The sequence below is a fragment of the Salinimicrobium tongyeongense genome (genome assembly GCF_026109735.1).
Classification (GTDB): Bacteria; Bacteroidota; Bacteroidia; order Flavobacteriales; family Flavobacteriaceae; genus Salinimicrobium; species Salinimicrobium tongyeongense.
In genome coordinates, this window is record NZ_CP069620.1 from 1,295,027 (window position 1) to 1,322,025 (window position 26,999).

The following is a 26,999-nucleotide window of genomic DNA, read 5'->3' on the forward strand; positions in this document are numbered from 1 at the left end:
TTTTAGAGGCTTTTAGGCTGATTACTAGCACCAACCAAAGCATTTGAAGCAATTTTCGAATTGGTAAAAGTAAAGATAAATGAACGTAATCTCAGGGAAAGTTTTCAGGAATTATTAACGAAAGGGCCGTGCCAGAAATGCCATTTTTGATACATAAAAAAACCCGGCACTTGGCCCGGGCTTTCTATCTACATTCTAAAAATTTACTAATCAAAAGCTTCCTCCAGGTCTTTCACCTGTTTAAATGTCCGCTCTATGGCATTGCGCTGTTTAATGAGGAGGTTTGCCGTAGAAGGCGCAAAGCCGTCTTCTTTGATGATCTTATTGTAATCTTCTACAGCCACTTTTTCACCCCTAACCACTTCTTCCAGGATTTCTTCTTCCTTATCTGCACTAAAAGCAGCTTTTAAATCCATCCAGGCGTGGTGGGCCTTACCGCTCATACTTGTTCCTTTATCGGGAGATTCCCCCAGGTTCTTGATTTCGGTTTTTAGTTCATGCCCAAAATCATAACGCTCTTTTGCCTTGGCTTCAAAAAAATCTTTCAGCCGTGGGTTTTTAACATCTTCTGCTGCTTTTTGAAAGCCTTTTTCAGAATCATAATTTTTTTCCAGCAGTTCATTTAGTTTTGACGCAAGTTCTTTGGTTGTGGCCATTTCTATTTCTTTTTTATTTGTTAGCAATTTCTTTTTCTGCTCTAATATAAGAATGAACAAAGCACGTAACCTAATGTTTAACAGGGTTTAGCACTCCTTAACTTTGTTTAAAAATGCTATTTTTGAAGGGTAGGGAGCATGAAATATTTTTTTCCTAACCACCTCATATACAAGAAAAAATAATAGTATCTTTGCCCCCTCATTAATAACCGGGGTCGGGAACCCCACAAATTAATTTTTATGCCTGTAAAGATTAGATTACAAAGACACGGTAAAAAAGGAAAGCCTTTTTTCTGGATCGTTGCTGCGGATTCACGCGCAAAAAGAGATGGTAAATTTCTTGAAAAATTAGGAATTTATAATCCAACTACTAACCCTGCTACTATTGACATTGATGTAGACAGCTCTGTAAAATGGTTACAGAATGGTGCACAGCCAACAGATACTGCAAGGGCTATCCTTTCTTACAAAGGAGTACTTCTTAAAAATCACCTTGCCGGTGGTGTAAGAAAAGGTGCTTTGACCGAAGAACAAGCAGAGGAGAAATTCAACGCATGGGTATCGGAAAAAGAAGGCAAAGTTGAAGCTAAAAAAGAGAATTTGAGCAAAGAGCAGGAAGCTGCTAAAGCTAAAGCTCTTGAGGCTGAAAAAGAAGTTAACGCTAAGCGCGAGGCCGAAGCTGCTGCCGCTGCACAACCTGAAGTTGAGGAGAATGCTGAAGACCAGGAAGCTGCTGCTGCAAATGAAGTAGACGATGCTACCGCTGCCGAAGCAAATGCTGAAGAAAAACAGGACCAGGCAGGTTCTTAATTTTTCCCTCTAACGAACATGACAAAAGAAGAGTGTTTCTATCTTGGCAGAATCGTTAGTAAATTCAGTTTTAAGGGAGAGGTATTGATCAAACTCGATACCGATGAACCCGAAAGTTATTTAGAAATGGAATCAGTTTTTGTCGAATATGACAATAATCTGGTTCCATTTTTTATTGAAAGAAGTTCGCTGCAAAAAAGCAACCTTCTGCGGGTAAAATTTGAAGAAGTAGATTCTGAAGAAGACGCCGAAGATCTAATGAAATGCGACCTCTACTTACCCCTTAGCCTCCTGCCCGAACTCGATGAAGATCAGTTCTACTTTCATGAAGTCATCGGCTTTACCGTAGAAGACCTAAATTACGGAGTGGTTGGCACCCTTACAGGAGTGAACGACACCACCTCACAAGCCCTTTTTGAAGTAGAAAAAGACGGCAAACAGATCCTCATCCCAATGAACGACGAGTTTCTTCAGAAAGTGGATAAGAAGAACAAAAAGATTATCGTTGAGACACCGGAGGGACTTATTGATCTTTATCTTTAGGAAAATCACAAGCACCAAATTCCAAATTACAATCGGAAGAAAATCTGGAGCAAAAAAAATAAGGTTCTAAAAAAGGCATTTTTTGCTAACTTTAAGTATGAAACCTTATAACCTGGAAGAAAGAACTTTTGAATTTGCAAGACAATGCAGGTTATTGGTTTCAAAGCTTTCCAAAACAATTTCAAATATTGAAGACGGAAAGCAACTTATAAGATCGTCGGGATCTGTAGGTGCGAATTACATTGAGGCTAATGAGAAACTGGGGGACAAAGATTTTTCTTTCCGTTTAAAAATTGCCAGAAAGGAAGCTAAAGAATCTGCCTACTGGCTACGCCTGCTACAGGCTGCAAATCCAACTCTTGAATCAGAAATAGAAGGAATCATAAATGAAGCGCAGGAGCTTCGGAAAATATTATCTGCTATAATTAATAAATCATAATTTAATATTTGGCCCTCTTGGGATTTGGTACTTTCAAATAATATCTTACTCCTTTTGGAATTTGGTGCTTGGAATTTGGTGCTTATCTTGCGATGCTAAAACTATGATCTGCAATGGAAGGTTTCCGGTTTAAACAATTCACAGTTCAGCAGGATAAATGCGCGATGAAAATCGGTACCGACGGGGTGCTGCTGGGAGCCTGGGCTTCTTTAGCGCACCAGCCGTTTTCTATCCTGGATATTGGCACCGGCACGGGGGTTATTGCCTTGATGCTGGCGCAACGCTGTAACGCCGAACTTATTGATGCCCTTGAAATAGACGAGGACGCCTACGAGCAGGCAGTTGATAATTTTGAGAACAGCCACTGGGGCGACCGGCTCTTTTGCTACCATGCCGCCTTTGATGAGTTTGTGGCAGAGATGCAGGAAGAAGGCATGGAAGAAGAGGAAAAATATGATCTCATTATTTCCAATCCCCCGTTTTATTCGGCCGATTATTCTTCGGGAGATGCAAAGCGCGACCAGGCGAGATTTGCAGAAGCACTTCCGTTTGACGAACTTCTGGAAGGAGTTTCCCTACTCCTCTCAAAAAGGGGAATATTCAGTGTCATTATTCCTTATACTGAAGAAGAAAAATTCCGCTACCTGGCAGCTGACTACGGACTATTTCCGCAGCGCATCACCCACGTAAAAGGTACTCCTGAAAGTGAGCTGAAAAGAAGTCTGCTGGAATTGTCATTTTTGGAAGGTAAGCCGGAAGTTGATGAGCTTATTATAGAAACCGCCAGGCACCAATACACTCCGGAGTACATTGAACTGGTAAAGGAATTTTATTTGAAGATGTAGGAAATAACTACAATAATTTGCAGCGATTAATCTCTGTTCTTAACTTCCTGTTGTGCCTTTTTTTCTTCTGAAATTTCGATGACAGGACCAGCAATTGCTATTTCTTTTCCTGAAGACTCATTACACCCGGTGACCAAGACCAGGAGCAGTACAAGGAATACATTCATTTATAGTATTTATTTTGCCTGAACAAGAAAAAAAAACTTCGGGAGCTCGGACTCATTAATATTTTTAGTGCTTCAAACCCTGGAAGGGATGAAATATCCTCAGACCTAACAGGTTTTTATGGTCTTTCTGCGTAAATTTACTTTTCCAGACAAAAACTTAAACTACCAACAATGAAAGCAGACCAATTCCAGGCGCCCGATTATTATAATCTTGACGACCTTCTTAGTGATGAACATAAAATGGTACGTGACGCTGCCCGGGAATGGGTGAAGCGTGAGGTTTCTCCCATTATAGAAGAGGCCGCTCAAAAAGCCGAATTTCCGAAGCAGTTAATCAACGGCCTTGCCGACATTGGCGCATTTGGCCCATATATTCCCGAAGAATATGGAGGTGCCGGCCTGGATCAAATTTCCTACGGATTGATTATGCAGGAAATTGAAAGAGGTGACAGCGGGGTGCGCTCTACAGCTTCAGTACAGTCTTCTTTGGTGATGTACCCAATCTTTAAATACGGAACCGAAGAACAAAAGAAGAAGTATCTTCCAAAGCTGGCTTCGGGAGAAATGATGGGCTGCTTTGGCCTAACCGAACCGGATCACGGTTCCAATCCCGGCGGCATGACTACAAATTTTAAAGATAAGGGCGATCACTACCTGCTTAACGGTGCAAAAATGTGGATCTCCAATGCTCCTTTTGCCGATATCGCTATTGTATGGGCAAAAAACGAGGAAGGCCGCATCCACGGACTCATTGTAGAACGCGGGATGGAAGGCTTCACCACACCCGAAACTCACAACAAATGGTCTCTCCGTGCCAGTGCCACGGGGGAACTGGTCTTTAACAACGTGAAAGTTCCTAAAGAAAACCTGATGCCCGAAAAAAGCGGATTGGGCGCACCTCTTGGCTGCCTGGACTCTGCCCGCTATGGAATTGCCTGGGGTGCTATTGGCGCTGCCATGGATTGTTATGACACCGCTTTGCGTTATGCAAAGGAACGGGAACAGTTTGGGAAGCCTATTGCAGGTTTCCAGCTACAACAAAAGAAACTGGCCGAGATGATCACCGAGATCACCAAAGCCCAGTTACTTGCATGGAGACTGGGAGTGATGAGAAACGAAGGCACTGCCACCTCAGCACAAATCTCTATGGCAAAAAGGAATAATGTTGAAATGGCCATCAATATCGCCCGGGAAGCCAGGCAGATTTTAGGAGGAATGGGAATTATAGGCGAATACAGCATCATGCGGCACTCCATGAACCTGGAAAGTGTGATCACTTATGAAGGCACTCACGATATCCACCTCTTAATTACAGGGGCAGATATTACAGGAATTCCTGCATTTCAGTAAAAAGAAAAGACCTCACAGGTTTTAGAAACCTGTGAGGTCTACCCCAAATTTAAATATCTAAATCAAAACAGGGGCAACGTTTACAACGCTTGCCCTTTTTATATTTCTCGCAGCATTCGGTTTTTAATTCCACAGGTTTTTTCGCGATCACCCCATCCAGCTTGAGATAATCTTTGGACTTGGGGGAGTAGAAAACGATTACATTTAAAATCATGCTGACTGCGAATTGCTTACCTGTCAAAAAAGGCAAAAATCACACCCTTTTTTAACTCAGTCTGCGTTAAAGGGGGCAATCTTTATCTCTAGCCCCTCCAGTTCCTTTTCAATAGGAATCTGACAGCTTAGACGACTATTTTCCTGAACAAAAAAAGCCTGATCTAACATATCTTCTTCTTCATAAGATTTTTCGGGCAAGAGGTGCTCTTTGTTGAGCATATAGCACTGGCAGGAGGCACACATGGCCATCCCCCCGCAAATACCAACAGTTCCTTCGGGGGCAAGCTCATGAAGGCGAATTACCTCCATAAGGTTCATATTCATATCGGTAGGTGCGTCAACCACGTGAGCTTCTCCTTCGCGGTCGATAACGGTGATTTTAATATCTGACATTTGTCAATTATAAAACCTAACAGGTTTCAAGAACCTGTTAGGTCTGGTTTTAAACTTTGGTTAAAATTATTTAATTTATACTTTTCACAACCTCTCTCTTGGCTTCCTTCTTACTGCCGTCAAACCCATTCACCCCGCTTACGGTGGTGTATTTCATCACATATTTCTTATCGGGAAATATTTTTTGATAGGCACTCTGGCACATAATGGCCGCTTCATGGAAACCGCACAAAATGAGCTTTAGCTTCCCCGGATAGGTATTTACATCTCCAATGGCATAAATCCCCGGAATATTGGTTTGATAATCGTAGCTGTTGTCAACTTTGATCGCGTTTTTCTCAATCTCAAGCCCCCAGTTGGCAATAGGGCCTAACTTTGGGGAAAGTCCGAAGAGCGGAATGAAATAATCGGTTTCTTTGATCTCTTCTTCGGAAGCGTCTCCTTTGTGGCGGATCACTACTGAATCCAAGCTTTCTTCCCCCTGCAGCCCAACTACTTCAGCTTCAGTAATGAGGTTGATTTTTCCTATTTTTGAGAGTTCAGAAACTTTCTCTACAGAATCTAATGCCCCGCGGAATTCATTTCTTCTGTGAACCAGGGAAACTTCCGAAGCAACTTCAGAAAGATAAATGGCCCAGTCTAAAGCTGAGTCTCCCCCTCCCGCAATTACCACCCGTTTGTCACGGTAATCTTCGGGTTCTTTGATCATATACGCAACCCCGTTGTTCTCATACTTTGCAATATTAGGAATGGGAGGCTTTCGCGGCTCGAAACTTCCCAAACCACCGGCGATTACCACTACCGGGGCCTGATGTTGTGTACCTTCACTGGTAGTGACGATAAAAGAACCATCATCCAGCTTCTCTATGGTTTCTGCCCTTTCCCCCAGGGTGAATCCCGGCTCAAACGGGCGGATCTGCTCCATAAGATTATCTACAAGATCTCCCGCCAGTACTTCGGGAAAAGCCGGAATATCATAGATAGGCTTTTTAGGATAGATCTCTGAACACTGCCCTCCCGGCTGTGGAAGGGCGTCTATAAGGTGACATTTTAATTTTAATAATCCTGCTTCAAATACGGCGAAAAGACCAGTTGGCCCGGCACCGATGATCAACATATCTGTTTTAATCATTACTTCTTGTTTTGTGAATTGCCGAAAATGTTATTTTTCAATATTCAGCACCTTTTCAATTTGAGGTACATAGCGTTTAATGGTCATTTCAACACCCGATTTTAAAGTCATGGTGTTTACGCTACAGCCCACACAGGCTCCCTGCAGCTGCACTTTTACCAGCCGGTCATCATCTTCAATACTAATGAGGGAAATGTCTCCCCCGTCATTCCTAAGGAAAGGCCTTATTTCTTCAAGGGCCCTCTCTACGTTCAACCTAACTTCTTCGCTTGTCATGACTATTTTTTAACTGCACTACAGCCAGCCATAGTGGTGATTTTTATTGCTTCGGTAGGAGGTAAACTGCTGTTGCGGTTCACCGTTTCCTGCACTACATTTTGTGTGAGCAGCTCTAAAGCTTTAGATAGCGGCGTGTTGTCCTGCAATGCGGCAGGATGGCCTATATCCCCGGCCTCCCTGATGCTTTGCACCAAAGGCAACTGCCCTAAAAACGGCACCTGCAAATCTTCGGCCAAAAGTTTAGCTCCTTCCCTTCCAAAAATGTAATATTTGTTATCGGGTAATTCTTCCGGCGTGAAATAGGCCATATTCTCAATGATCCCCAAAACAGGAACGTTGATGGATTCCTGCTGAAACATTGCCACTCCTTTACGGGCATCGGCAAGAGCCACGTTTTGAGGCGTACTCACCACAACAGCGCCGGTTAAAGGTAATGATTGCATGATGGAAAGATGAATATCCCCGGTTCCCGGAGGCAGGTCTACCAGCAGGAAGTCGAGTTCCCCCAGGCTGCATCAAAGATCATCTGGTTCAAAGCTTTTGCTGCCATGGGCCCCCTCCAGATTACCGCCTGATTTGGCTGAGTAAAGAATCCAATGGAGAGCAGCTTCACCCCGTGGTTTTCAATAGGTTTCATTTTAGACTTTCCGTCCACATTCACAGACAGTGGCTTTTCGGTTTGCACGTCGAACATCATGGGCATAGACGGCCCGTAAATATCGGCGTCAAGAAGACCCACTTTAAATCCCATTTTTGCGAGGTTTACGGCCAGGTTGGCTGTTACGGTAGATTTACCTACCCCGCCTTTTCCTGAAGCTACCGCCACCACATTCTTGATCCCGGGAATAGATTTTCCCTTGATCTCCGTTTTTTCGGGTGCCTGAACCTTAATATTCACCTTCACCTTGGCCTTTTGGTGTACGTGTTCATGAATAGCCTTCATCACATCTACCTCTGCCCGCTTTTTTATGTGAAGCGCCGGAGTGCTAAGCAGCAGGTCTACCACCACCTCATCTCCAAAGGTCATAATGTTCTGAACCGCACCACTCTCTACCATATTTTTACCTTCCCCTGAAACAGAAATAGTTTCAAGGGCATTTAATATATCCTTACGATTAAGTTTCATGCTGTATTTCTTGTAATTTCTGAACCTTATGTAGATTCATTCTAAATGCAAATATAAGCTGAAAAGCTAAGATAACGAAGTTATCACCCATATTTAAGGATCAATAAAATCAATACAAAAATAGCTTAAATTTTTACTGAAGTTCTGCGGAAGGATCCCAGAAATACTTCTGAAAATCAACGATTTTGTCATTTACCACCTGTACGCCTTCAGCTTCGAGCATCTGCTCCATTACACGCGTACCCGGAAAATGGTGCTTCCCTGTAAGCAGGCCGTTTCTATTGACCACGCGGTGCGCCGGAATACCTTCCGTTTTTGAAGCATTGTTCATGGCCCAACCCACCATTCGCGCACTGCCTTTTGTTCCCAAAAAAGCCGCAATGGCACCATAGCTGGTCACCCGCCCTTCAGGGATAAGTTTTACCACTTCATAAACCTTTTCAAAAAAAGAAATTTCAGCCATTACTGCATATAGATCCTAATGAAGGTGATGATCAGCAAGACCAGCATAAGCGCCGCCATGAAGTAGTTGGAATACTTTACAAAGAAAGTGCCCTCAGCCTCAATTTTTGTAAAAAACAGGGCGTAGAAGTAAAGCGTTGTAAAAGTTCCCATAGAAGCCGCCAGCACAAAAGCCGAATTGTTAAGCGGATGGTATTCAAAATCCCCATTTACGTTGAGCGCAGCAGCAAGTGCCACAAAAAACGGAATGGGAAAAATATTAAGCGCCCCAATCATCATTCCCTTGAGCACACTTTTTATTCCCGAAGTGGGGTTTACCTCTACCTCCTTCTTCTTTCGCTGTGCCATAACCAGAAAGTAGAACATCATGATCAAAAAGATCACCAGCCCGGCACGCAAAAGCACGTTGTTGATATAAGCGTTATCAAAGATATAGCGAGCCAGCATTACCGCAATGGTAGCCTGCAACAGCACGATCAAAGATGCGCCAATGGCCATATAGATGCCGTTCTTTTTACCTCTTTTTACACAGGTTTTGGCAACACTCATATTCACAAGCCCGGGGGGCACTACCCCCAACAAAGCCGCGAAATAGGTAATAAGGAAAATTTTAGTTTCCTCCAACAGTAGCTATTTTATCCTAAACTGAACGTAAGTTATGGGTTTTCCCTGCTCAAGATACTGTTTTTCATAAAAAGTCTGAATACCAGTAACTTCTTTTGGAGAATATTCGTTCTTGTACACGTTGTGATTGGCCTGTACCACCTCATGGCCTTCGCCGTGGAGCAGGCCAAGTGTATAGCCGTGCATAAATTCACTATCGGTTTTGAGGTTTACCAGGCCCTGCGGTTTCAGGATCTTTTTATATCGCTGAAGAAATTCCGAATTGGTCATTCGGTGTTTGGTGCGTTTGTACTTTATCTGCGGATCGGGGAAGGTAATCCAGATTTCATCCACTTCATTTTCTCCAAACAACAAATCGATAAGCTCAATCTGGCTTCTCAAAAATGCCACATTCTGAAGTCCTTCTTCCAGGGCTGTCTTGGCTCCCCGCCAAAAACGCGCCCCTTTAATATCAATCCCGATAAAGTTTTTCTCGGGATAAGCTTTGGCAAGGGCCACGCTGTATTCCCCTTTTCCGCAGCCCAGTTCGAGCACAATTGGCTTATCGTTTTTGAAGAAGTCACTGCCCCATTTCCCTTTCAGGCCAAACTGCCCGTCTACAACTTCTTCCCGGCCTGGCTGCACCACATTAGAAAAAGTTTCATTTTCTCTAAACCGCTTTAATTTATTCTTACTTCCCACCTGAAAATTTAATATTTTGGTAAAATTAAACAAAATCCTCCACAGGCTTTTCCAATAAAATTGTTTTATGCAAAGTAGAAGGATCCTGGTTGCGCCAATCAACTGGGGCTTAGGTCATGCCACCCGCTGTATTCTTATCATAAAAAAGCTTGAGGAACAGGGTTTTACCCCTATTTTAGCATCCGACGGTGCTGCGCTCACCCTTCTTAAAAAGGAGTTTCCACATTTGCAGGCATTTGGATTACCCTCTTATAATATCACCTACACCAAAAAGGGAAGCCTTTTAAAATTGAAGCTGCTTTTTGACAGTCCGCACATTTTAAGAAACATCAGAAAGGAAAAGCAGGCAACACAGCTGCTGGTTGAAAAATTAAATTTACACGGAATAATTTCCGATAACCGGTTTGGTGTGCGCCACCCACATGTACCCAGTGTTTACATCACCCACCAGCTCAACGTGCTCTCGGGCAACACCACATTTTTAAGCAGCCGGCTTCACCGGAAGTACATCAAAAAATACGACCAGTACTGGGTTCCCGATGCCCCCGGAAAATTAAACCTAAGCGGGGTTTTAGGACATTCAAAAATGGCATTTCCAGAAGTAAATTATTTAGGGGTCATTAGCAGGTTTAAAAAAGAAGATTTACCACGGAAATATGACTATACGGTACTGCTCTCGGGACCGGAACCACAGAGAAGTATCCTGGAAGAAATTCTCCTGAAGGAATTGAGTAAATCTTCCGGAAGGATTTTGTTTGTAAGGGGCGTGGTAGATGAAAAAGCTCCCCGCCTCAACACACCATACCTCAGCATTAAAAATTACCTTTTTGGAAAGGAACTGGAACAGGCATTGAACAGCAGCGAAGTGGTGATAGCAAGGTCTGGGTACACCACACTTATGGATCTTGCCAGGCTTGAAAAAAGGGCTTTTTTCATTCCCACACCCGGACAGTTTGAACAGGAATATTTAGCCGGAAGGATGCAAAAACTGGGCTTTGCCCCAACCTGTATGCAAGAAGATTTTAGCCTTGCCAAGTTGCATCAGGTGAAACATTACTCCGGATTAAAGGATCTACAGTTCGTTTGTGATTTCTCAAAGCTTTTTGGCCTTTTTAAGGGTGAATGAAAATTCACTTCCCATGCCGTAGGTGCTTTCTACAAAAATCCTCTCTTTGTGGGCTTCGAGCAGGTGCTTTACTATAGCCAGGCCAAGCCCAGAACCGCCTTCCTTGCGGGAACCGCTCTTATCTACCCTGTAAAAGCGCTCAAACAACCTCGGAATATGCTCTTTTTGGATCCCCTCCCCGTTATCGCTAACCCTAATAATGATCTTCTTTTTGGAATGGTCTTCAATGGCAACTTCGGTGGTGCCATCGTTTTTTCCGTATTTTATGGAATTTACAATGAGGTTGGTCACCACCTGCTGTATCCTCTCCTTATCTGCCTTTACCCAAACAGGTGCATAGGGAGTTTCAAAGCTTAGGGTAATATTCTTCTTTGCGGCCTTCATCTCCAGGAGGTCAAATACATTCTGAACCACTTCCACGATGTCAAAAACTTCAGGTTTAAGCCTAAGCTCCCCTGTTTCCAGTTTGGTGATCATATCGAGGTCCTGAACTATGTAAACCAGCCGCTCCACCCCTTTGGCTGCCCTTGAAAGGTATTGTTTGCGCACGGTCTTGTCTTTCATGGCCCCGGCTAAGAGCGTTTCTATATATCCCTGCACAGTGAAAAGTGGCGTTTTGAGTTCATGCGAGATATTGCCCATAAATTCCTTGCGGTAAGAATCCCGCACTTTAAGGGCTTCTATCTCCAGCTTTTTACCTTCAGCAAATTTTTGAACTTCCTGGGAGAGCGTGGTCATATCGGTAGTGACCTGCTCGGGGTTGAGAGGAGTGGAACTCAACATGCTCACATTCTCGTATATCTTCTTTATTTTTTTATAAATAAAGAATTCAACCCTGTACTGGATGATGAAAAATGCAAAAATGAAACAGGAAATACCGTATAGCAGCAGTGCCCATTCTGAATAAGCATTGTGGATAATTAGAAATACAGCCGATATTCCCGTAAGGAAGAGCGACACATAAATTGAGGTCTTTATTGCAAATTTATATGAGCGCCTAAAGCCTTTAGCCATTATTCCACAAACTTATAACCTACACCTTTAATGGTTTGTATACTCCCATCGCCAATTTTTTCCCTGAGTTTCCTGATGTGCACATCTATGGTGCGGCCGCCAACCACCACTTCATTGCCCCAAACCCGCTCAAGGATCTCGTCTCGCTGAAAAACCCGCCCCGGTTGGGATGCCAGTAAATATAGCAGCTCAAATTCCTTTCTTGGCAACATCACCTCTTCTCCACCTTTAACGACCTTGTATTCTTCCCTGTTGATCTCCAAATTCCCGGTGCTTATGATCTCGGGTTTTCCTCCGGTTTCCCCGCTGTTGAACCTGCGCAGCAAAGCTTTCACCTTGCTAATAAGCACTTTTGGCTTTATGGGTTTGGTGATATAGTCATCTGCGCCGGCATCAAACCCGGCCATTTGAGAGTAATCTTCCCCGCGGGCGGTAAGGAATGTGATCATGCTGTTGCTTAGCTCGGGTTCCTTCCGCATTTGAATACAGGTCTCAATGCCATCCATCTCGGGCATCATTACATCTAAAATAATGAGATGAGGATGATGTTCCCTGGCAACCTTTAGTGCCTGCCTGCCATTTTCTGCAGTTACCACGCGGTAACCTTCAGCAGCCAGATTATACCTTATAATCTCAATGATATCGGGTTCATCATCGACCAAAAGAATACAAATTTCATTTTTTTTCATGGGTGTGGTTGATTTACCCTGTAAAAGTAAAGATAATAATTATGTCGCCTTTCACCACCAATCATTGATAACCTTCTGTTAACCTTAAATTTAATCAGGCGTAACTTTAAGTTGATCTATTGGTAATTTTCAGCTAACGCCACAGTTACATTGAGGAGTTTTCTTTGCGGCAGAGAAAATTGACAAAAATGAGACTTCTTTTGATTACTGCCGCAGTACTTCTTTCCTTCACAGGATTGCTGGCACAGGAAAACCACCCCACCGGAAGCATTGCCGGAAAATTGACCGATAAAGAAATGCAGGGCGAGCCCCTGCCATTTGCCAATGTGCTGGTGAAAGGCACAGGTACAGGCGCCACCACGAATGTGAACGGACTCTTTGAAATCGAAAACCTGGAACCCGGAAATTACACCATTGCCTTCAGCTTTATTGGATACGAACAGCTTGAGGTCTCCAATGTTAAAGTCGAATCGGGTAAAGTAACAGAGATAAACACCGAACTTGGGACCACTGCCTCTTCCCTTGATGAAGTTGTTATCTCTACGGTCTCAAGAGCCGATTCTGAGGTGGCATTGCTTTTAGAGCAGAAGAATGCCATTGCGATAAAACAGGCCATAGGCTCTGAAGAACTTGACAGGAAAGGGATCAATACCGTAGAACAGGGACTTTCAAAGATTTCGGGGATCAGTATGGCAGAAGACCGCGGGATTTTTGTGAGAGGCCTCGATGACCGCTACAACTTCCTGATGATGAACGGACTTCCCGTGGCATCATCTGACCCCGATTTCAAGATTATTCCCCTCAGCTATATCGCCACGAATATTGTGAGCTACATTGATGTTTACAAGACCTTCAGCCCTTCGCTCTATCAGGATTTTGCGGGCGCAACCTTTAATGTCAATACCATTACGGCACCTTCAAAGCCTGTTACCACCCTGAACATTGGCGTAAACTACAACACCAACGCCACCTTTGAAGATTACCGTATGGATAAAAGCAGTGAACTCGAATATCTGGGTTATACCGGCAGCAGCAGGAAATTGCCCTCTTCAGCTTCACAATCTTCCAGCCCCTTTTCCACTTCCTGGACTCCCGAGACAATAACTGCCCCGCTGGCAACTACTTTTGGGATCACGCACGGGCAAAGGCTGCTGAGTGACAACGAACAAACCCTGGGCCTTTACCTGGGGGTGAACTACCGCAATTCTTACGAAAAGAACAAGGGGGTAGAACGCACATTAAATTCTGAAGGCACCGCAGGCCAGGATTTTACCACCACAACCTACAATTTCTCCACCCGAAAATCGGCTTTACTGGCACTGGATTACCACAGCTTTGATAAACTGAAATTGAACTTCAATACCATCTATCTTCAGAATACTTCCAATTTTATAAGGGAAGCCTATGGAAGGAATGACGGATTTACCCAGCTTAACAACAAAGATTTCTTTATCCGCGATATTCGGTACACACAAAATGACATGCTCACTTTCCAGCTCCTGGGAGATCTGGAATGGGACAACAAAAAACATCAACTGCATTTTGGCGGCTCTGCAGGCCTGGGCAACAACAATATCCCCGACCGCAGGCTGCTGCGCGCAGCAGGAACCGGCGAAGATGCCGAGTATATTACCACAAACGGCATCAACCCCTTCAGGTTTTACCAGGAACTGGAAAATGTTAGTTACAATTCACGCCTGGAGTACGAGTTGGGAATTCAGAGAAAAGAAGACAACACCTTCTCCACAAGGATCAAGGCAGGCCATAATTTCGACGGAATAAATTACGACTTTTTCACCCGCACCATCACGGCTCAGGTAAATTCGGCTGACCTGCCAAACCTTAACACCAATGACCCTGAAGCTTTCTTTCAACAAGGTTTTGCCGAAGGATTCCTTCAGTATTCGGGAAACTTTAGCCCCACTTCACCTGACATTCAGGTAGATCAATTTATACATGCAGGATATTTCATCTTTTTGAAAGAATGGGACGACATTTTACTTGATATAGGCGTGCGGGCAGAATATGCACCCGGGGAGATCATTTATAAAAAGCCTCTCGACACAAAATTCAGCAGGATTATTTATAAACCATTCGATCTTAGCCCTTCGCTTAACCTGAAGTACAACCTAAACGCAACCTCCAACCTAAGGCTGGCTTCGTCTGTCACCACTACCCGCCCAAGAATGAGGGAGATCCTGCCAAGCGTTTACCAGGATGGCGACGGCAACCAGGTAATTGGAAACCCCGATCTTTTAAATTCCCGCAATTACAACCTTGACCTCAAATACGAGCTTTTCCCTACCAGCCAAGAAGTATTCGCCATTACCGTTTTTGCCAAGTACCTTGACGATCCCATTGAGCGGCTGGCCCGGGCAACATCGGTAGGCTACAGGACCTATTTTGACAACTTTGATGAAGCTGTTCTCTACGGAATAGAGGCCGAAGCGAGGTTCAAGGCAGGAAGCCTCTTCAAAAATGCCATTTTTGACAGGTTATCTGTAGGCTTTAACGGAATTCTGATGGACTCTAAAGCAACTGCCGAAGAAAGCAATCCGCGTTTCGCAGCAGTGACCCATAAAAATCGAAAGTTACAGGGAGCTTCAAACTGGGGGATCAACGCCGATCTGCTTTACCAGATTTTTAAACAGGGCAACACAGAGTCTTCCCTAAACCTTATTTACAACAGCTTCGGAAAAAGAATTTATGCCGTAGGAGTTGAAGGAGCCGATGAGATTTACGAAAAACCAATAAATCAGTTCGACCTGGTATGGGCCACGCAATTCAACAAAAACTGGGGGCTCAAATTAACTGCGAGAAATCTGCTCCATGAAGAAACAAAGTTCTTTCAGGATCCAACCCGTGAGATAAGATTTCCGGAGAAATTCAGCAACACCATAGAATCATTTGATACCGGCACCACATACGGGGCCTCACTAACCTATAAATTTTAATCTTAAATATTCAACTAAATCAGTAAAAAATGAAAAACCACTTTTTAAAAACCGTGTTTACACTTGTACTTTCTGCAGTATTCTTTTCGTGCAGCAGTGATGACGATGTACCAAACCCCGATCCCGGCACGGGAGGTGACACCGGCGTGCTTGAAGGAAGCGTTCTTGAGGGCGATATTACCGACGACCTGCTTGTTAAAGAAGGAAATTATAACCTGAAAGGCGCAGTTTCAGTAAAAGATGGCGCCACCCTCACCATAGAGCCAGGCACAACTTTTACGGTAAGCGCCGCAGACCAGGCGGCAGGAGTAAACCTTTTGTTTGTAGAACAGGGCGGAAAACTAATCGCCGAAGGCACAGCTGCAAAACCCATAGTTTTTACTTCTGAAAATAAAAATTCTGAAGGCGGCGACGGCGACTGGGGCGGCATTGGAATTCATGGCCGCGCTAAAATGAATGCTCCCGGCGGAACCTCGATCTCCGAAGCCGGACAGCTGCCTTACGGCGGAACCAATGATGAGGACAGCTCGGGCAGCCTGAAGTTTGTGAGGGTAGAATATGCAGGGCAGGCCTCTTCAGACGGGCAGTTTGAATTCAATGCCTTCTCCTTCTTTGCAGTGGGCAGCGGTACGGTACTTGAAAACCTTGAGGCTTTTGAAGGTGCCGATGACGGTTTTGAATTTTACGGGGGCACCGTAAATGCCAAAAACCTTGTGGCCATAGGTATGGAAGATGATTCTGTAGACTGGGATGAAGGTTACCGCGGAACGCTTACTAACCTTGCTATTGTTCAATACGACGGCGTGGGCGATTTCGCCTTTGAACTGGCCAACAGAAAAGGTGAGAACAACGCCGAACCACGTTCAATGGGCACGGTAAAGAATGTGAGTATTCTGGGCCATAACCGAAGCGGTAAGGCTGCATTTGACCTAAAACAGGGCACGGGAGGAATTTTCCAGAATATAGTAGCAACAAATTATGAAACTATCATTTTCCTCAACGACCAGCTGCAGGAAGTAGAGAATGACCAACTACAATTTACCGGCTCGCACTTCGAATACAGTGAGAGCCTACTGGTGAACAATGTTGATGAGACCAATGTAGCAGGTGATCTGCTTGAACTTGATGAGAACGCAACAGGAGCTGACCTCAGTGCTTTTAAGAACTGGAGCAACCTTGATCCTGCCCAGGAATTTTAATGAATTAGCCACTTTTTAATAGATTTGTTTTGAAGGGGTTGCGGCATCGCAACCCCTTTTTTTGAAAATTATTGTGTAGAAATCACGCTTTAACTTTTCCCCAACTAAAATTTGGTGCGGTTTTTGAATTTTTTATTGTAATTTTGAATTGATACCGTATTGAAAATGAAACAACTCTACTTGTACCCTCTTATGATCATTGGCCTTTTGCTCTTATCGAGCCCGGTCTCTGCACAGGTATCAGCCCCCGAACCTCCTGCAAAAGAAGTTCCTATAGAAGGGCTTTCTATTTTTCCCAATCCTGCCTCAGGGCAAAAAGTGTATATTAACACCAAAGCCGGAAAAGCAAAACGCATAGAGGTTTATAATGTATTGGGCAACAGCGTGCTTTCTGCACAACTCACAGGCAATGAGCTCAATATCTCCAACCTCGATCCCGGGGTTTACATCATGAGGATCCAGGAAGGTCGAAGCTCTGCCACCCGAAAGCTCGTGGTAAGATAATTAGTTCCTTTATTTTATTCAGTACCTTTGTGTCCTCAATTTTTATAAAGATTTGAAGGACGTATTTTCTATTTCCACTTTAGGGGAGTTCAACAAAAAGGCCCTGCAGGTATTTGAATACCAGTACAAAAACAATGCTGTATACCAGCAATTTGCCAACCTGGTGCACCGCAGCCCGGCAGAGGTAAAATACGTTGAAGAAATACCATTTTTGCCAATCTCCCTCTTTAAATCCCACAAAATAATTTCTTCGGAAGCTTCCGCTGAAATGGTTTTTACCAGCAGCGGCACCACCGGCACACAATCAAGCAAACACTATGTTACCGATGTGAAGGTTTATGAGGAAAGTTTCCGCAGGGGCTTCACACATTTCTACAGTAATGTTGAAGATTATGCCGTGCTTGCACTTCTTCCTTCCTATCTTGAAAGAAAAGGTTCTTCCTTAATTTACATGGTGCAGGACCTTATCGAAAAAAGCAATAACCCGGCAAGTGGATTTTACCTGCACAACCTCGATGCGCTGGTTCAAAAGCTGAAAGAACTCGAAGAAAAAGGGCAAAAAACATTACTGATTGGAGTTTCGTTTGCCCTACTCGATCTTGTGGAAAACTACACTTTAAACCTGAAGCATACTATTGTGATGGAAACCGGCGGAATGAAGGGCCGGCGCAAGGAAATGATACGCACCGAACTTCACGAAGTGCTCAAAAAAGGCCTGGGCGTACCGGCTATTCACAGCGAATACGGGATGACCGAACTACTCTCCCAGGCATACGCCCTCAAAAATGGCATTTTTGAATGCCCGCCCTGGATGAAGATCTTTATTCGTGAACCCGAAGACGCCATGAGCCTGCTACCCGAAGGAAAATCGGGCGGGATCAATGTGGCAGACCTCGCCAACATCAATTCCTGCTCCTTTATTGCCACCCAGGATCTCGGGAAAAACTTAGGCGGCGGAAAGACTGAAATTCTTGGCCGTTTTGACCACAGCGACATAAGAGGCTGCAACCTGATGGTTTTTTAACAAAAAATAATTACCCGTAGTGTAAGGAATTGATTTTATGCCGACTTACTGTACGGTTAGATTATGTTTTCATAATTGGTTGGTTAGTTAGAAGCCCCCTCGCCCTCAAAAGCAAGGGGGCTATCTTATTTACTCAACCCTTAAAATGTAGGTGTTTCTTTTGCCTTTATTGATAATCACATATTTATCGTTAAGCAGGTCATTTGTGGTAATCGTATAATCTTCGGTAACCTTTTCTTTATTCACCGAGATCGAATTCTCTTTTAAAGCTCTTCGGGCCTCTCCGTTCGACTTGAGGAAATCGGTCTTTGCAGAAAGTGCCGCGATCATATCGAGCCCTGCCTCAACATCTTCGCGGGAAATTTGTGCCTGGGGCACGCCTTCAAAAACATCGAGAAAAGTAGCTTCATTCAGCTTTTTGAGGTCATTGGCGGTACTTTTTCCAAAGAGCACTTCCGAAGCCTTCACCGCATTCTCATACTCCTCTGCCGAATGTACCATGATAGTAATTTCTTCTGCCAGTTTACGCTGCAACTCCCTTAAATGAGGAGCTTCTTTATGCTGCGCAATAAGCGCTTCAATTTCCTCTTTTGAAAGAAAAGTGAATATTTTTATGAATTTCTCGGCGTCTTCGTCGCTGGTGTTGAGCCAGTACTGGTAAAATTTGTATGGGGAGGTACGTGCAGGATCAAGCCAGATGTTCCCCGATTCTGTTTTCCCGAATTTTGTACCGTCGGCCTTGGTAATTAAAGGGCAGGTAAGGGCATAACCTTTCCCGTCGCCAATCCTGCGAATAAGCTCGGTACCGGTGGTGATATTCCCCCACTGGTCACTGCCGCCCATTTGCAGGGTACAATCAAGCTCCCTGTACAAATGCAGGAAATCATAACCCTGCACAAGCTGGTAAGTAAATTCGGTAAAAGACATTCCTTCGGAAGAATCTGAAGACAACCGCTTTTTTACACTGTCTTTAGACATCATGTAATTCACGGTAATATGTTTCCCAACATCCCGAATGAAACTCAAAAAACTGAAGTTTTTCATCCAGTCATAGTTATTCACCATTACTGCTGCGTTCTCGGCCTCACTTTCAAAGTCGAGGAACTTAGACAGTTGATTTTTGAGGGCGTTTTGATTTTGAAGCAGGGTTGCTTCAGTAAGAAGGTTGCGCTCGTTCGATTTTCCCGAAGGGTCGCCAATCATTCCTGTAGCTCCTCCTACCAGGGCTACCGGCCTGTGCCCCGCCTCCTGGAAATGTTTGAGCATCATAACCCCCACCAGGTGACCTATATGTAAAGAATCGGCTGTGGGATCAATTCCTACATAGGCAGACCTAAGGCCTTCCAAAAGATGCTCTTCGGTGCCGGGCATCACGTCGTGAATCATTCCCCTCCAGGTCAATTCTTCTACAAAATTCTTGTTCATGATCTTTTCTTTGAAGTAAAAACAGCCGTAAAGATACCATAAAGCTTCATTTTTCCTAAGCGGTTTTAGCTATATTTACCTCATGATTCTAGTCACCGGAGGCACAGGCTTGGTTGGTTCCCATTTACTGCTTGATCTTGCAAAAGCAGGCAAATCTGTTCGTGCAATCTACCGCAGCCAGGCAAGTTTGGAGGCCGTAAAAAGAGTATTTTCTTACACAAATTTACGGCCCAGGGCAGAAGAGCTATTTTCAGCAATTGAATGGGTAAAAGCAGATATCATTGATATTCCCAGTCTCGAACAGGCTTTTGAAGGTGTTGATAAAGTGTACCACTCTGCTGCGCTGGTTACTTTTGACACTTCCAAAGATGCTTTACTGCGGAAGGTGAACATTGAAGGCACAGCCAACGTGGTGAACCTGTGCATTAAAAATAAAATTAAGAAACTCTGTTTTGTGAGTTCCATTGCCACTCTCGACAAAAAACCGGGAGAAGATAAGATCACTGAAGTGTCTTTTTGGAACAAGGAACTCAATCACAGTATGTATGCCATTACCAAATACGGTGCTGAAATGGAAGTTTGGCGCGCAAGCCAGGAAGGAGTCCCGGTGGTGATCGTAAAACCCGGAATCATCATTGGCCCGGGATTTTGGAATAGTGGCAGCGGCAGGATCTTCAAAAAAATTCACGGCGGACTCAACTACTATGTTCCGAAAACTACCGGGTTTGTTGGGGTTTGGGATGTAGTGAAGGTCTTGCAGGAGCTTATGGACTCACCTGTCAAAAATGACGAATTTTTAGTTGTTTCTGAAAACCTTTCTTTCAGGACCGTGTTTGCTATGACAGCAAATTCTTTTGGACAGCCCGCACCTGCAAAGGCCCTGAAAAAATGGATGGTCTTTACCGGCTGGTTATGGCAGGAACTTTCAGGGCTTTTCTCAAACCGGGAAAAACAACTGGAAAAGAGGTCTCAAAAAAGCCTTTTTGAGCATTCATTTTATTCTTCAGCAAAACTGAAGGAACAAATGGCCTTTGAATTTGAACCTATTTCAGAAGTAATAGAAAAAACAGCCTCTTTCTACAAAAAAGACCTTCAGAAATAATTTTAACGCTGAACCCGGCTTTTCGAAACAGGCATGGGAAGCCTGGGATCGGGCTCAAGCATTCCTGATGTATCCCTGCTAAACCCGCGCCGTATCAAAGTGTCATTTTCAGGCCTTTTTCTAAGGGAATCCCTCACTTTTTCATTGGCCTCCCTAATAGAGTCATAATCGGCCATTAACAGTTCAAGATTTTCCTTTACCCGCTCATAAATTTTTTCGTACTGTCTGTAGTTCTGGGCGTAATATTCATTACTTTGTGCCAGCTGCGTACTGTCTATCCCGTACTTTTTTGTAAGGTAAGGGTATGCATTAATTCCTTTTTCTTCCATGAGTGCCTTGTTATACGACCTTGCCCCGTGGAGCAGGGAAATTTCTGTGAGCACCTCAACCATCTTATCTTCAGGAATGAGATTATCGGGTTTTGAGCTGCGGGTGATCTCCTGACAGGAAACCAACACGGAAAACACCATGAAAATTAAAAGGAGCTTTTTCATGTTACCTGTCGAATTTTAACCTTTCTGCTTTTACAAAAGGTGTAAAATTGAAATTCTTGTACACTAAATTTCCATTCACAAAGGTGTGGGTCACCCTCGATTTAAAAGTGGTTCCTTCAAAAGGAGACCAGCCACATTTGTAAAGTGTATTTCCTGGCTGTACAGCCCAGGGCGCATTAAGATCGACAATGACAAGATCGGCCTTATAACCTTCTCTTATAAATCCTCTCTTTTCAATGTCAAAAAGAATGGCCGGGTTGTGGCACATTTTCTCTACAATTTTCTCCAGCGAAATTTTACCCTGGTGGTACATCTGCAACATTGCGGGCAAGGCGTGCTGCACCAGCGGGCCGCCACTTGGAGCTTTGGTGTATACATTCTTCTTTTCGTCGCGGGTATGGGGTGCATGGTCTGTCGCGATGACGTCTATCTTGTCATCAATCAAACCTTTTAATAAGGCTTCCTGATCTTTTTCGGTCTTTACAGCAGGGTTCCATTTAATAAAAGTGCCTTTCTTCTCATAGTCTTTGTCATTAAACCAAAGGTGGTGCACGCAAACTTCCGCAGTGATCATTTTCTCTTTAAGAGGCTTCTTACTGTCGAACAGTTTGAGCTCTTTTGCCGTAGACAGGTGAAAAACGTGTAATCTCGCACCCGTTTTTTTAGCGAGCGCCACAGCTTTAGAAGAAGATATGTAACAGGCCTCTTCACTTCGAATTACAGGGTGCAGCTCTACAGGAATATCATCTCCATATTGTTCTGTATATTTCTTTAGATTTTCCTGAATGGTTTTTTCGTCTTCACAATGAGCAGCTATAAGCACAGGCGATTCCTTGAAGATGCTCTCCAGCACTTTTTCGTCGTCTACCAGCATGTTCCCGGTAGAGGAACCCAAAAATAATTTGAGGGCCGGAACTGTTTTAGGATCTATTTTTTTGATCTCCTCCAGGTTGTCGTTTGTTCCGCCAAACATGAAAGCATAATTGGCATAAGACACATTTTCGGCCAGCTTGTATTTTTCTTCCAGAAGGTCTATGGTCGTGGTTTGCGGCTGGGTATTGGGCATTTCAATAAATGAAGTAATACCGCCTGCCACAGCTGCTTTAGAGCCTGTTTCAATAGTTTCTTTATGGGTAAGCCCCGGCTCCCTGAAATGTACCTGATCATCTATAAGGCCGGGCATAAGATAATTACCTTCGGCATCAACGATATTAAGGTTGGGAGATTTGGCACTTATACTTGAAGCGATCTCTTTAATAATTCCATCTTCAATAAAAACATCTCCTTCAATGATAGAACCTTCATTGACAATCTTTGCATTCTTAATTAAAACCTTCTTCATTATATCGTCATCTTATTAAACAGACTGTTTATTTTCATTTTTATAACTCCAAAAACAGCTTCCCAAATAATCGAACCACTCATTTTTGAGGTTCCGCGGGTTCTGTCGGTAAACACCACAGGCACCTCCACGATCCTGAACTTTGCCAGGTAAGCCTTGAACTTCATTTCGATTTGAAAGGCATAACCCACAAATTTGATTTTGTCAAGGTGTATCCTCTCAAGCACCTCCCTGTCATAACAAACAAAACCTGCCGTGGTATCTTCCACAGGCATGGCCGTTATAAAACGAACGTATTTTGAGGCCAGCCATGACAACAGTACCCTGCTCATGGGCCAGTTCACTACATTTACGCCGGTTTTGTACCTGGAGCCAATAGCCACCTGGGCCCCGCCTCGTTTGCAGGCATTGTACAGGCGTATCAAATCATTGGGATTATGGGAAAAATCGGCATCCATTTGAAAGATGTACTTGTAATCCCGTTCCAACACCCATTCAAAACCTTTGATATAAGCAGTACCCAGGCCAGATTTCCCTTCCCTTTCAATTAAGAACAACTTATCCTTATAGACCGGTTGAAGGGATTTTACGATCCCGGCAGTTTGATCGGGAGAATTATCGTCCACCACCAAAACGTGAAAATTGCGCTGAAGAGAAAAGACATTTTTAATGATCTTTTCTATATTTTCTTTTTCGTTGTAGGTGGGTATTATAACAATCCCATCTGGCATAAAATTCTTTTGGACAAATGTAACTATTTTTAAAGTTTAGGATAGTCTTTTAAAACTTCTTTTAATGGTATAAATCCTACCTTTGCATAAAATATCTTTGTTTGGAAGTTATAGAAAGACACGCAGTTTCGCAAGACTGGATCACGCTCATGCTGGTGCTGGTGTTTGGCCTGCTGGTAGTGGCAAAGTATGCCTTTACGCAAAGGTTTGCGCACTTTAGCATGCTGTTCGCTACAGATAAGTACCTCCTGTTGAAGGGAAAAGACCCTAATCTTTTTCATCCTTTCAACATCTTGCTCTTTGCTGTTAACGTGGTCTCGGCCGGCTTGTTCATTTATATTTACTACCTCACATTTGGCGAGGGGCACCCAGACAGGCCGGGCATTACTTTTCTAAGGATCATGACGGCATACGCTACTTTTGTCCTGCTTAAATTTTCGCTGGAAAAGATCCTGGCAGATGTGGTCTCGGTGAACGAGCAAATGAACTATTACCTGTTCTACAAGCTTAGTTACCGCAACTTTATGGCCCTTATACTACTCCCCATATCTATATTTTTTATTTATACATGGGAGCCAACCCGGCTGGTGCTGTACATTTTGCTGGGGGTGATTTTACTCATGAATTTGATTACCCTGCTCAGTATTTTTATCAAAAACCGACAGTACATTGCGACCCATTGGTTTTATTTTATTTTGTATCTTTGCGCTCTTGAAATTGGGCCCTATTATATTTTATATAAGCTGGTTACCAAGTTCCAGGGTGAATAAAAAAAATGTATATGAAAGTGAAAACAATTTTGGTATCTCAGCCAGAACCGAAGGTTGAAAATTCTCCTTATTTTGATCTTGAAGAAAAACAAAAAGTAAAAATAGATTTTATCCCGTTTATCCATGTCGAGGGCGTTTCTTCAAAGGACGTAAGACAGCAAAAAGTGGACCTTTCAAATTATACAGCAATTATACTTACCAGTCGAAATTCTGTTGACCATTTCTTTAGAATTGCTGAAGAAATGCGATTTAAAGTACCCGATACTTTAAAGTATTTTTGCCAGAGCGAAGCCGTTGCTTATTACCTGCAAAAGTACGTGGTTTACCGCAAGCGGAAGATCTATGTTGGAAAAAGGACTTTTGCTGAACTTTCCCCCCTTATTAAAAAGTACAAAAACGAAAAATTCCTCCTGCCGTCTTCAGATATGCTGAAGCCCGACGTGCCAAAGACCCTAAATAAACTTGGGGTTGACTGGAAGAAAGCTGTTTTCTACAGAACAGTGGTGAGTGATCTTTCCCACCTTAGGGAAGTGTTCTATGATATCCTGGTGTTCTTTAGCCCCAGCGGAATCAAATCATTATTTGAGAACTTCCCCGATTTTAAACAAAACGACACTAAAATTGCAGTTTTTGGGAACACTACAGTGAAAGCTGCCAAAGATCACGGCCTGGTCGTGAACATTCAGGCACCAACCCCCGAAACTCCTTCCATGACCATGGCCCTTGAAAAGTATATCAAGGAACAGAATAAAAAAGCTCATTAGATCCTTAAAAATTGGACATAAAAAAACCGGCAAATGCCGGTTTTTTTAATTTTAAACATGTTCTTTTTATGACACATTTGGAGCACCTGAAAGAATTTCTTCATTGGCCTGCTCCCGGAATTTTTCAAAATTCTGCTGAAAAGATTCGGCCAGCTGATTGGCTTTCTTATCATAAGCTTCTTTGTCTTTCCAGGTATTTCTTGGATTGAGCACGCCAGAAGGTACATTTTCACATTCTACCGGCATCTGCAACCCAAATACCGGGTGCTGAACATATTCTACATGATCAAGCTTCCCTTCAAGTGCCGAAGAGATCATTTCCCTGGTGTAACGCAGCTTCATTCGGGAACCTACTCCGTAAGGTCCGCCGGTCCAGCCGGTGTTAACCAGCCAAACATTGGTATTGTTCTCTTTCATCTTGGCGCTAAGCATTTCGGCATAACGGGTGGGGTGTAATGGCATAAATGGCGCACCAAAACAGGCAGAAAAGCTTGGAATGGGCTCATCTACACCTGCTTCGGTACCTGCTACCTTTGCAGTATACCCGCTAATAAAATGGTAAGCGGCCTGCCCGGGAGTTAATTTGCTTATTGGAGGCAAAACCCCAAAAGCATCGGCTGTGAGGAAAAATATATTCTTCGGATTTTCACCAATAGAAGGCTCCTGAATATTATCAATGTGATGTATAGGATAGCTCACCCTGGTATTTTGGGTAATTTCAGTATTTTCAAAATCCACATCCCCATTTTCATCCAAAATGACATTTTCGAGTATGGCGCCCGGCTTTATCGCCCTGTAAATATCAGGTTCATTTTCTTCGGTAAGGTTGATCACCTTGGCATAACATCCGCCTTCGAAATTGAAGACACGATTCTCTTTGGTCCAGCCATGCTCGTCATCTCCAATAAGCCTTCTTTCAGGATCGGCCGAAAGCGTTGTTTTCCCTGTTCCTGAAAGTCCGAAGAAGATCGCGGTATCACCTTCCTCTCCCACATTGGCAGAACAGTGCATGGGCAGGGTGTTCTTATTTACCGGCAGAATAAAATTTAAGGCTGAGAAAATGCCTTTTTTGATCTCCCCGGTATATCCCGTACCTCCAATAAGAGCGATCTTTTTGGTAAAGTTCAAAATGGCAAAATTGTGCTGCCTTGTACCATCTACTTCAGGATCGGCCATAAAACCCGGGGCATTGACTACAAGCCAGTCCTCCTTAAAGTTATCCAGTTCACTTTCCTCAGGTCGTAAAAACATGTTATAGGCAAAGAGATTAGACCAGGGATATTCATTAATTACCCTAATATTAAGCCGGTACTCATCATCTGCACATGCGTAAGAATCTCTGGCAAATACTTCTTTCCCCGAAAGATAATGGGTTACCTTCTCATAAAGAGCATCAAACTTTTCGGGATCAAAAGGGATGTTTATATTTCCCCACCAGACCTTATCTTTGGTAATGTCATCTTTTACAATGAACCTGTCTTTGGGAGACCTTCCGGTAAATTCACCTGTGTTTACCGCCAAAGCTCCCGACGAAGCTTCTACCCCCTGTTCTTTTTCAATAGTAATATCATGTAGCTCTTTTGGAGAAAGTTGATAGTGTACCTCTGCATTATTAATACCGTAATGTTCCAACGCAATCGTTTTCGTAAATTGTTTTTTAGCCAACATAAAAAGTTTAGTTGAGTGGTTTGTTTAGGTGAACAAAAGTAGAAAAACTTGTAAACAAACAGCAGAGGCTATTTTCTTTTATTTCTTTTTTAACTTAAAGAAGCTGATTAACAACACTATCCACGCGATGATCATCAAAGTACCTCCAATGGGAGTGATGAGGGCAATAGTCCTGAAATCAAAAGAAGTGAGATTATTTGTGGCTAAAAGATATATGGATCCGGAAAAAAATAAAACCCCAAAAAGTGTTAAGTAGAAGCAAATACTTTTAACTTTTTCAGAAGCTATGGGCAAACCGCCAAGAACAAGAAGAAATAAAGCACTATACATCTGGTACTTAACCCCTGTCTCAAAAGTCTGCATGCTCTCCAAAGAAAGCAGAGGTTTTAATCCATGGGCTGCAAATGCCCCAAGAATAATGGCTATAACCCCAAACAATCCACCGGTGATCAATAAACTCCTGTTCATAG

At 43.4% G+C, this 26,999-nt stretch carries 29 protein-coding genes and 1 pseudogene; 13 read left to right on the top strand and 17 right to left on the bottom strand.

Translation table 11 applies throughout. The features are described from left to right. Positions 1-206 precede the first annotated feature (206 nt). Positions 207-656 carry a ferritin-like domain-containing protein gene (locus JRG66_RS05655; RefSeq protein WP_265164831.1) on the bottom strand — a complete coding sequence of 150 codons (450 nt, stop codon included), beginning with the start codon at positions 654-656 and terminating at the stop codon, positions 207-209. 240 nt (positions 657-896) lie between these two features. Between JRG66_RS05655 and JRG66_RS05660 the strand changes: the two genes are divergently transcribed. From JRG66_RS05660 to JRG66_RS05675, 4 genes are all read left to right on the top strand, one after another. After that, a complete protein-coding gene (locus tag JRG66_RS05660) occupies positions 897-1,466 on the top strand; it encodes a 30S ribosomal protein S16 (protein WP_265164833.1) in 570 nt (189 codons plus the stop codon). An 18-nt stretch (positions 1,467-1,484) separates the two neighbouring features. Then, positions 1,485-2,009, top strand: a complete 525-nt coding sequence (rimM, locus tag JRG66_RS05665; RefSeq protein WP_265164835.1) for a ribosome maturation factor RimM — start codon at positions 1,485-1,487, stop codon at positions 2,007-2,009. Between the two features lie 97 nt (positions 2,010-2,106). Further along, entirely contained in the window at positions 2,107-2,448 is a 342-nt protein-coding gene (locus JRG66_RS05670) for a four helix bundle protein (protein WP_265164837.1), read from the top strand. A gap of 164 nt (positions 2,449-2,612) precedes the next feature. Beyond that, positions 2,613-3,293, top strand: a complete 681-nt coding sequence (locus JRG66_RS05675; RefSeq protein ID WP_265164838.1) for a tRNA1(Val) (adenine(37)-N6)-methyltransferase — start codon at positions 2,613-2,615, stop codon at positions 3,291-3,293. A gap of 26 nt (positions 3,294-3,319) precedes the next feature. Here JRG66_RS05675 and JRG66_RS05680 read toward each other — a convergent pair whose 3' ends face one another. Continuing rightward, the gene (locus tag JRG66_RS05680) at positions 3,320-3,460 is read right to left on the bottom strand and encodes a hypothetical protein (protein WP_265164839.1); all 141 of its coding nucleotides are present in this window, start codon (positions 3,458-3,460) and stop codon (positions 3,320-3,322) included. Positions 3,461-3,631: 171 nt separating this feature from the next. On the opposite strand from JRG66_RS05680, the gene JRG66_RS05685 reads away from it, so the two are divergent. Continuing rightward, positions 3,632-4,810: an acyl-CoA dehydrogenase family protein gene (locus JRG66_RS05685; protein WP_265164841.1), complete on the top strand. Its 1,179-nt coding sequence runs from the start codon at positions 3,632-3,634 to the stop codon at positions 4,808-4,810. Positions 4,811-5,080: 270 nt separating this feature from the next. On the opposite strand, the gene JRG66_RS05690 is transcribed toward JRG66_RS05685, so the two are convergent. From JRG66_RS05690 to trmB, 7 genes and pseudogenes are all read right to left on the bottom strand, one after another. After that, positions 5,081-5,419, bottom strand: a complete 339-nt coding sequence (locus JRG66_RS05690; protein WP_265164842.1) for a 2Fe-2S iron-sulfur cluster-binding protein — start codon at positions 5,417-5,419, stop codon at positions 5,081-5,083. Positions 5,420-5,489: 70 nt separating this feature from the next. Next, the gene (locus JRG66_RS05695; protein ID WP_265164844.1) at positions 5,490-6,551 is read right to left on the bottom strand and encodes an NAD(P)/FAD-dependent oxidoreductase; all 1,062 of its coding nucleotides are present in this window, start codon (positions 6,549-6,551) and stop codon (positions 5,490-5,492) included. A gap of 30 nt (positions 6,552-6,581) precedes the next feature. After that, complete coding sequence (locus JRG66_RS05700; protein ID WP_228916004.1) at positions 6,582-6,827, bottom strand: NifU family protein; 246 nt, start codon at positions 6,825-6,827, stop codon at positions 6,582-6,584. Positions 6,828-6,829: 2 nt separating this feature from the next. Further along, positions 6,830-7,956: pseudogene (locus JRG66_RS05705) on the bottom strand (Mrp/NBP35 family ATP-binding protein). Positions 7,957-8,089: 133 nt separating this feature from the next. Continuing rightward, positions 8,090-8,419 (bottom strand): MGMT family protein, encoded by a 330-nt coding sequence (locus JRG66_RS05710; RefSeq protein WP_265164845.1) that lies wholly within the window; start codon positions 8,417-8,419, stop codon positions 8,090-8,092. Beyond that, positions 8,419-9,042: a LysE family translocator gene (locus JRG66_RS05715; RefSeq protein WP_265164846.1), complete on the bottom strand. Its 624-nt coding sequence runs from the start codon at positions 9,040-9,042 to the stop codon at positions 8,419-8,421. Before JRG66_RS05715 ends, JRG66_RS05710 begins: the two co-directional genes overlap by 1 nt. Positions 9,043-9,048: 6 nt before the next feature. After that, a complete protein-coding gene (gene trmB, locus JRG66_RS05720; protein ID WP_265164847.1) occupies positions 9,049-9,723 on the bottom strand; it encodes a tRNA (guanosine(46)-N7)-methyltransferase TrmB in 675 nt (224 codons plus the stop codon). A 67-nt stretch (positions 9,724-9,790) separates the two neighbouring features. Between trmB and JRG66_RS05725 the strand changes: the two genes are divergently transcribed. Continuing rightward, positions 9,791-10,849, top strand: a complete 1,059-nt coding sequence (locus JRG66_RS05725; RefSeq protein ID WP_265164849.1) for a glycosyltransferase — start codon at positions 9,791-9,793, stop codon at positions 10,847-10,849. Here JRG66_RS05725 and JRG66_RS05730 read toward each other — a convergent pair. Both JRG66_RS05730 and JRG66_RS05735 read right to left on the bottom strand, forming a co-directional pair. Further along, entirely contained in the window at positions 10,817-11,863 is a 1,047-nt protein-coding gene (locus JRG66_RS05730; RefSeq protein ID WP_265164850.1) for a sensor histidine kinase, read from the bottom strand. The two genes, JRG66_RS05725 and JRG66_RS05730, sit on opposite strands and share 33 nt — an antisense overlap. After that, on the bottom strand, positions 11,863-12,552 hold the full coding sequence (locus JRG66_RS05735) for a response regulator transcription factor (RefSeq protein WP_265164852.1): 690 nt from the start codon (positions 12,550-12,552) through the stop codon (positions 11,863-11,865). The genes JRG66_RS05730 and JRG66_RS05735 overlap by 1 nt, the downstream gene beginning before the upstream one ends. 188 nt (positions 12,553-12,740) lie before the next feature. On the opposite strand from JRG66_RS05735, the gene JRG66_RS05740 reads away from it, so the two are divergent. The 4 genes from JRG66_RS05740 to JRG66_RS05755 all read left to right on the top strand — a co-directional run bounded on the left by JRG66_RS05740 (position 12,741) and on the right by JRG66_RS05755 (position 18,233). Beyond that, complete coding sequence (locus JRG66_RS05740) at positions 12,741-15,506, top strand: TonB-dependent receptor (protein WP_265164854.1); 2,766 nt, start codon at positions 12,741-12,743, stop codon at positions 15,504-15,506. 29 nt (positions 15,507-15,535) lie between these two features. Then, positions 15,536-16,705 (top strand): beta-helix domain-containing protein, encoded by a 1,170-nt coding sequence (locus JRG66_RS05745; protein ID WP_265164855.1) that lies wholly within the window; start codon positions 15,536-15,538, stop codon positions 16,703-16,705. A gap of 165 nt (positions 16,706-16,870) precedes the next feature. Then, entirely contained in the window at positions 16,871-17,209 is a 339-nt protein-coding gene (locus tag JRG66_RS05750) for a T9SS type A sorting domain-containing protein (protein ID WP_265164856.1), read from the top strand. A 52-nt stretch (positions 17,210-17,261) separates the two neighbouring features. Beyond that, positions 17,262-18,233: a LuxE/PaaK family acyltransferase gene (locus JRG66_RS05755; protein ID WP_265164857.1), complete on the top strand. Its 972-nt coding sequence runs from the start codon at positions 17,262-17,264 to the stop codon at positions 18,231-18,233. 129 nt (positions 18,234-18,362) lie between these two features. On the opposite strand, the gene tyrS is transcribed toward JRG66_RS05755, so the two are convergent. Further along, positions 18,363-19,658, bottom strand: coding sequence for a tyrosine--tRNA ligase (tyrS, locus tag JRG66_RS05760; RefSeq protein ID WP_265164859.1), 1,296 nt, complete (start codon positions 19,656-19,658; stop codon positions 18,363-18,365). An 82-nt stretch (positions 19,659-19,740) separates the two neighbouring features. On the opposite strand from tyrS, the gene JRG66_RS05765 reads away from it, so the two are divergent. Then, positions 19,741-20,760 (top strand): SDR family oxidoreductase, encoded by a 1,020-nt coding sequence (locus JRG66_RS05765; protein WP_265164861.1) that lies wholly within the window; start codon positions 19,741-19,743, stop codon positions 20,758-20,760. Positions 20,761-20,762: 2 nt separating this feature from the next. Here the strand turns inward: JRG66_RS05765 and JRG66_RS05770 are convergent, their stop codons facing one another. The 3 genes from JRG66_RS05770 to JRG66_RS05780 are packed head-to-tail and all read right to left on the bottom strand — an operon-like array spanning position 20,763 to position 23,327. After that, on the bottom strand, positions 20,763-21,254 hold the full coding sequence (locus JRG66_RS05770; RefSeq protein WP_265164863.1) for a DUF4296 domain-containing protein: 492 nt from the start codon (positions 21,252-21,254) through the stop codon (positions 20,763-20,765). A gap of 1 nt (position 21,255) precedes the next feature. Further along, entirely contained in the window at positions 21,256-22,596 is a 1,341-nt protein-coding gene (locus JRG66_RS05775) for a dihydroorotase (protein ID WP_265164864.1), read from the bottom strand. Beyond that, positions 22,596-23,327, bottom strand: a complete 732-nt coding sequence (locus JRG66_RS05780; RefSeq protein ID WP_265164866.1) for a polyprenol monophosphomannose synthase — start codon at positions 23,325-23,327, stop codon at positions 22,596-22,598. The genes JRG66_RS05775 and JRG66_RS05780 overlap by 1 nt, the downstream gene beginning before the upstream one ends. Positions 23,328-23,428: 101 nt before the next feature. On the opposite strand from JRG66_RS05780, the gene JRG66_RS05785 reads away from it, so the two are divergent. After that, positions 23,429-24,097: a DUF4271 domain-containing protein gene (locus JRG66_RS05785; protein ID WP_265164868.1), complete on the top strand. Its 669-nt coding sequence runs from the start codon at positions 23,429-23,431 to the stop codon at positions 24,095-24,097. A gap of 11 nt (positions 24,098-24,108) precedes the next feature. After that, a complete protein-coding gene (locus tag JRG66_RS05790; protein WP_265164869.1) occupies positions 24,109-24,861 on the top strand; it encodes a uroporphyrinogen-III synthase in 753 nt (250 codons plus the stop codon). Between the two features lie 66 nt (positions 24,862-24,927). Here the strand turns inward: JRG66_RS05790 and pckA are convergent, their stop codons facing one another. Both pckA and JRG66_RS05800 read right to left on the bottom strand, forming a co-directional pair. After that, a complete protein-coding gene (gene pckA / locus JRG66_RS05795; RefSeq protein ID WP_265164870.1) occupies positions 24,928-26,529 on the bottom strand; it encodes a phosphoenolpyruvate carboxykinase (ATP) in 1,602 nt (533 codons plus the stop codon). A gap of 78 nt (positions 26,530-26,607) precedes the next feature. After that, positions 26,608-26,997 (bottom strand): DUF423 domain-containing protein, encoded by a 390-nt coding sequence (locus JRG66_RS05800; RefSeq protein ID WP_265164872.1) that lies wholly within the window; start codon positions 26,995-26,997, stop codon positions 26,608-26,610. Positions 26,998-26,999 lie beyond the last annotated feature (2 nt).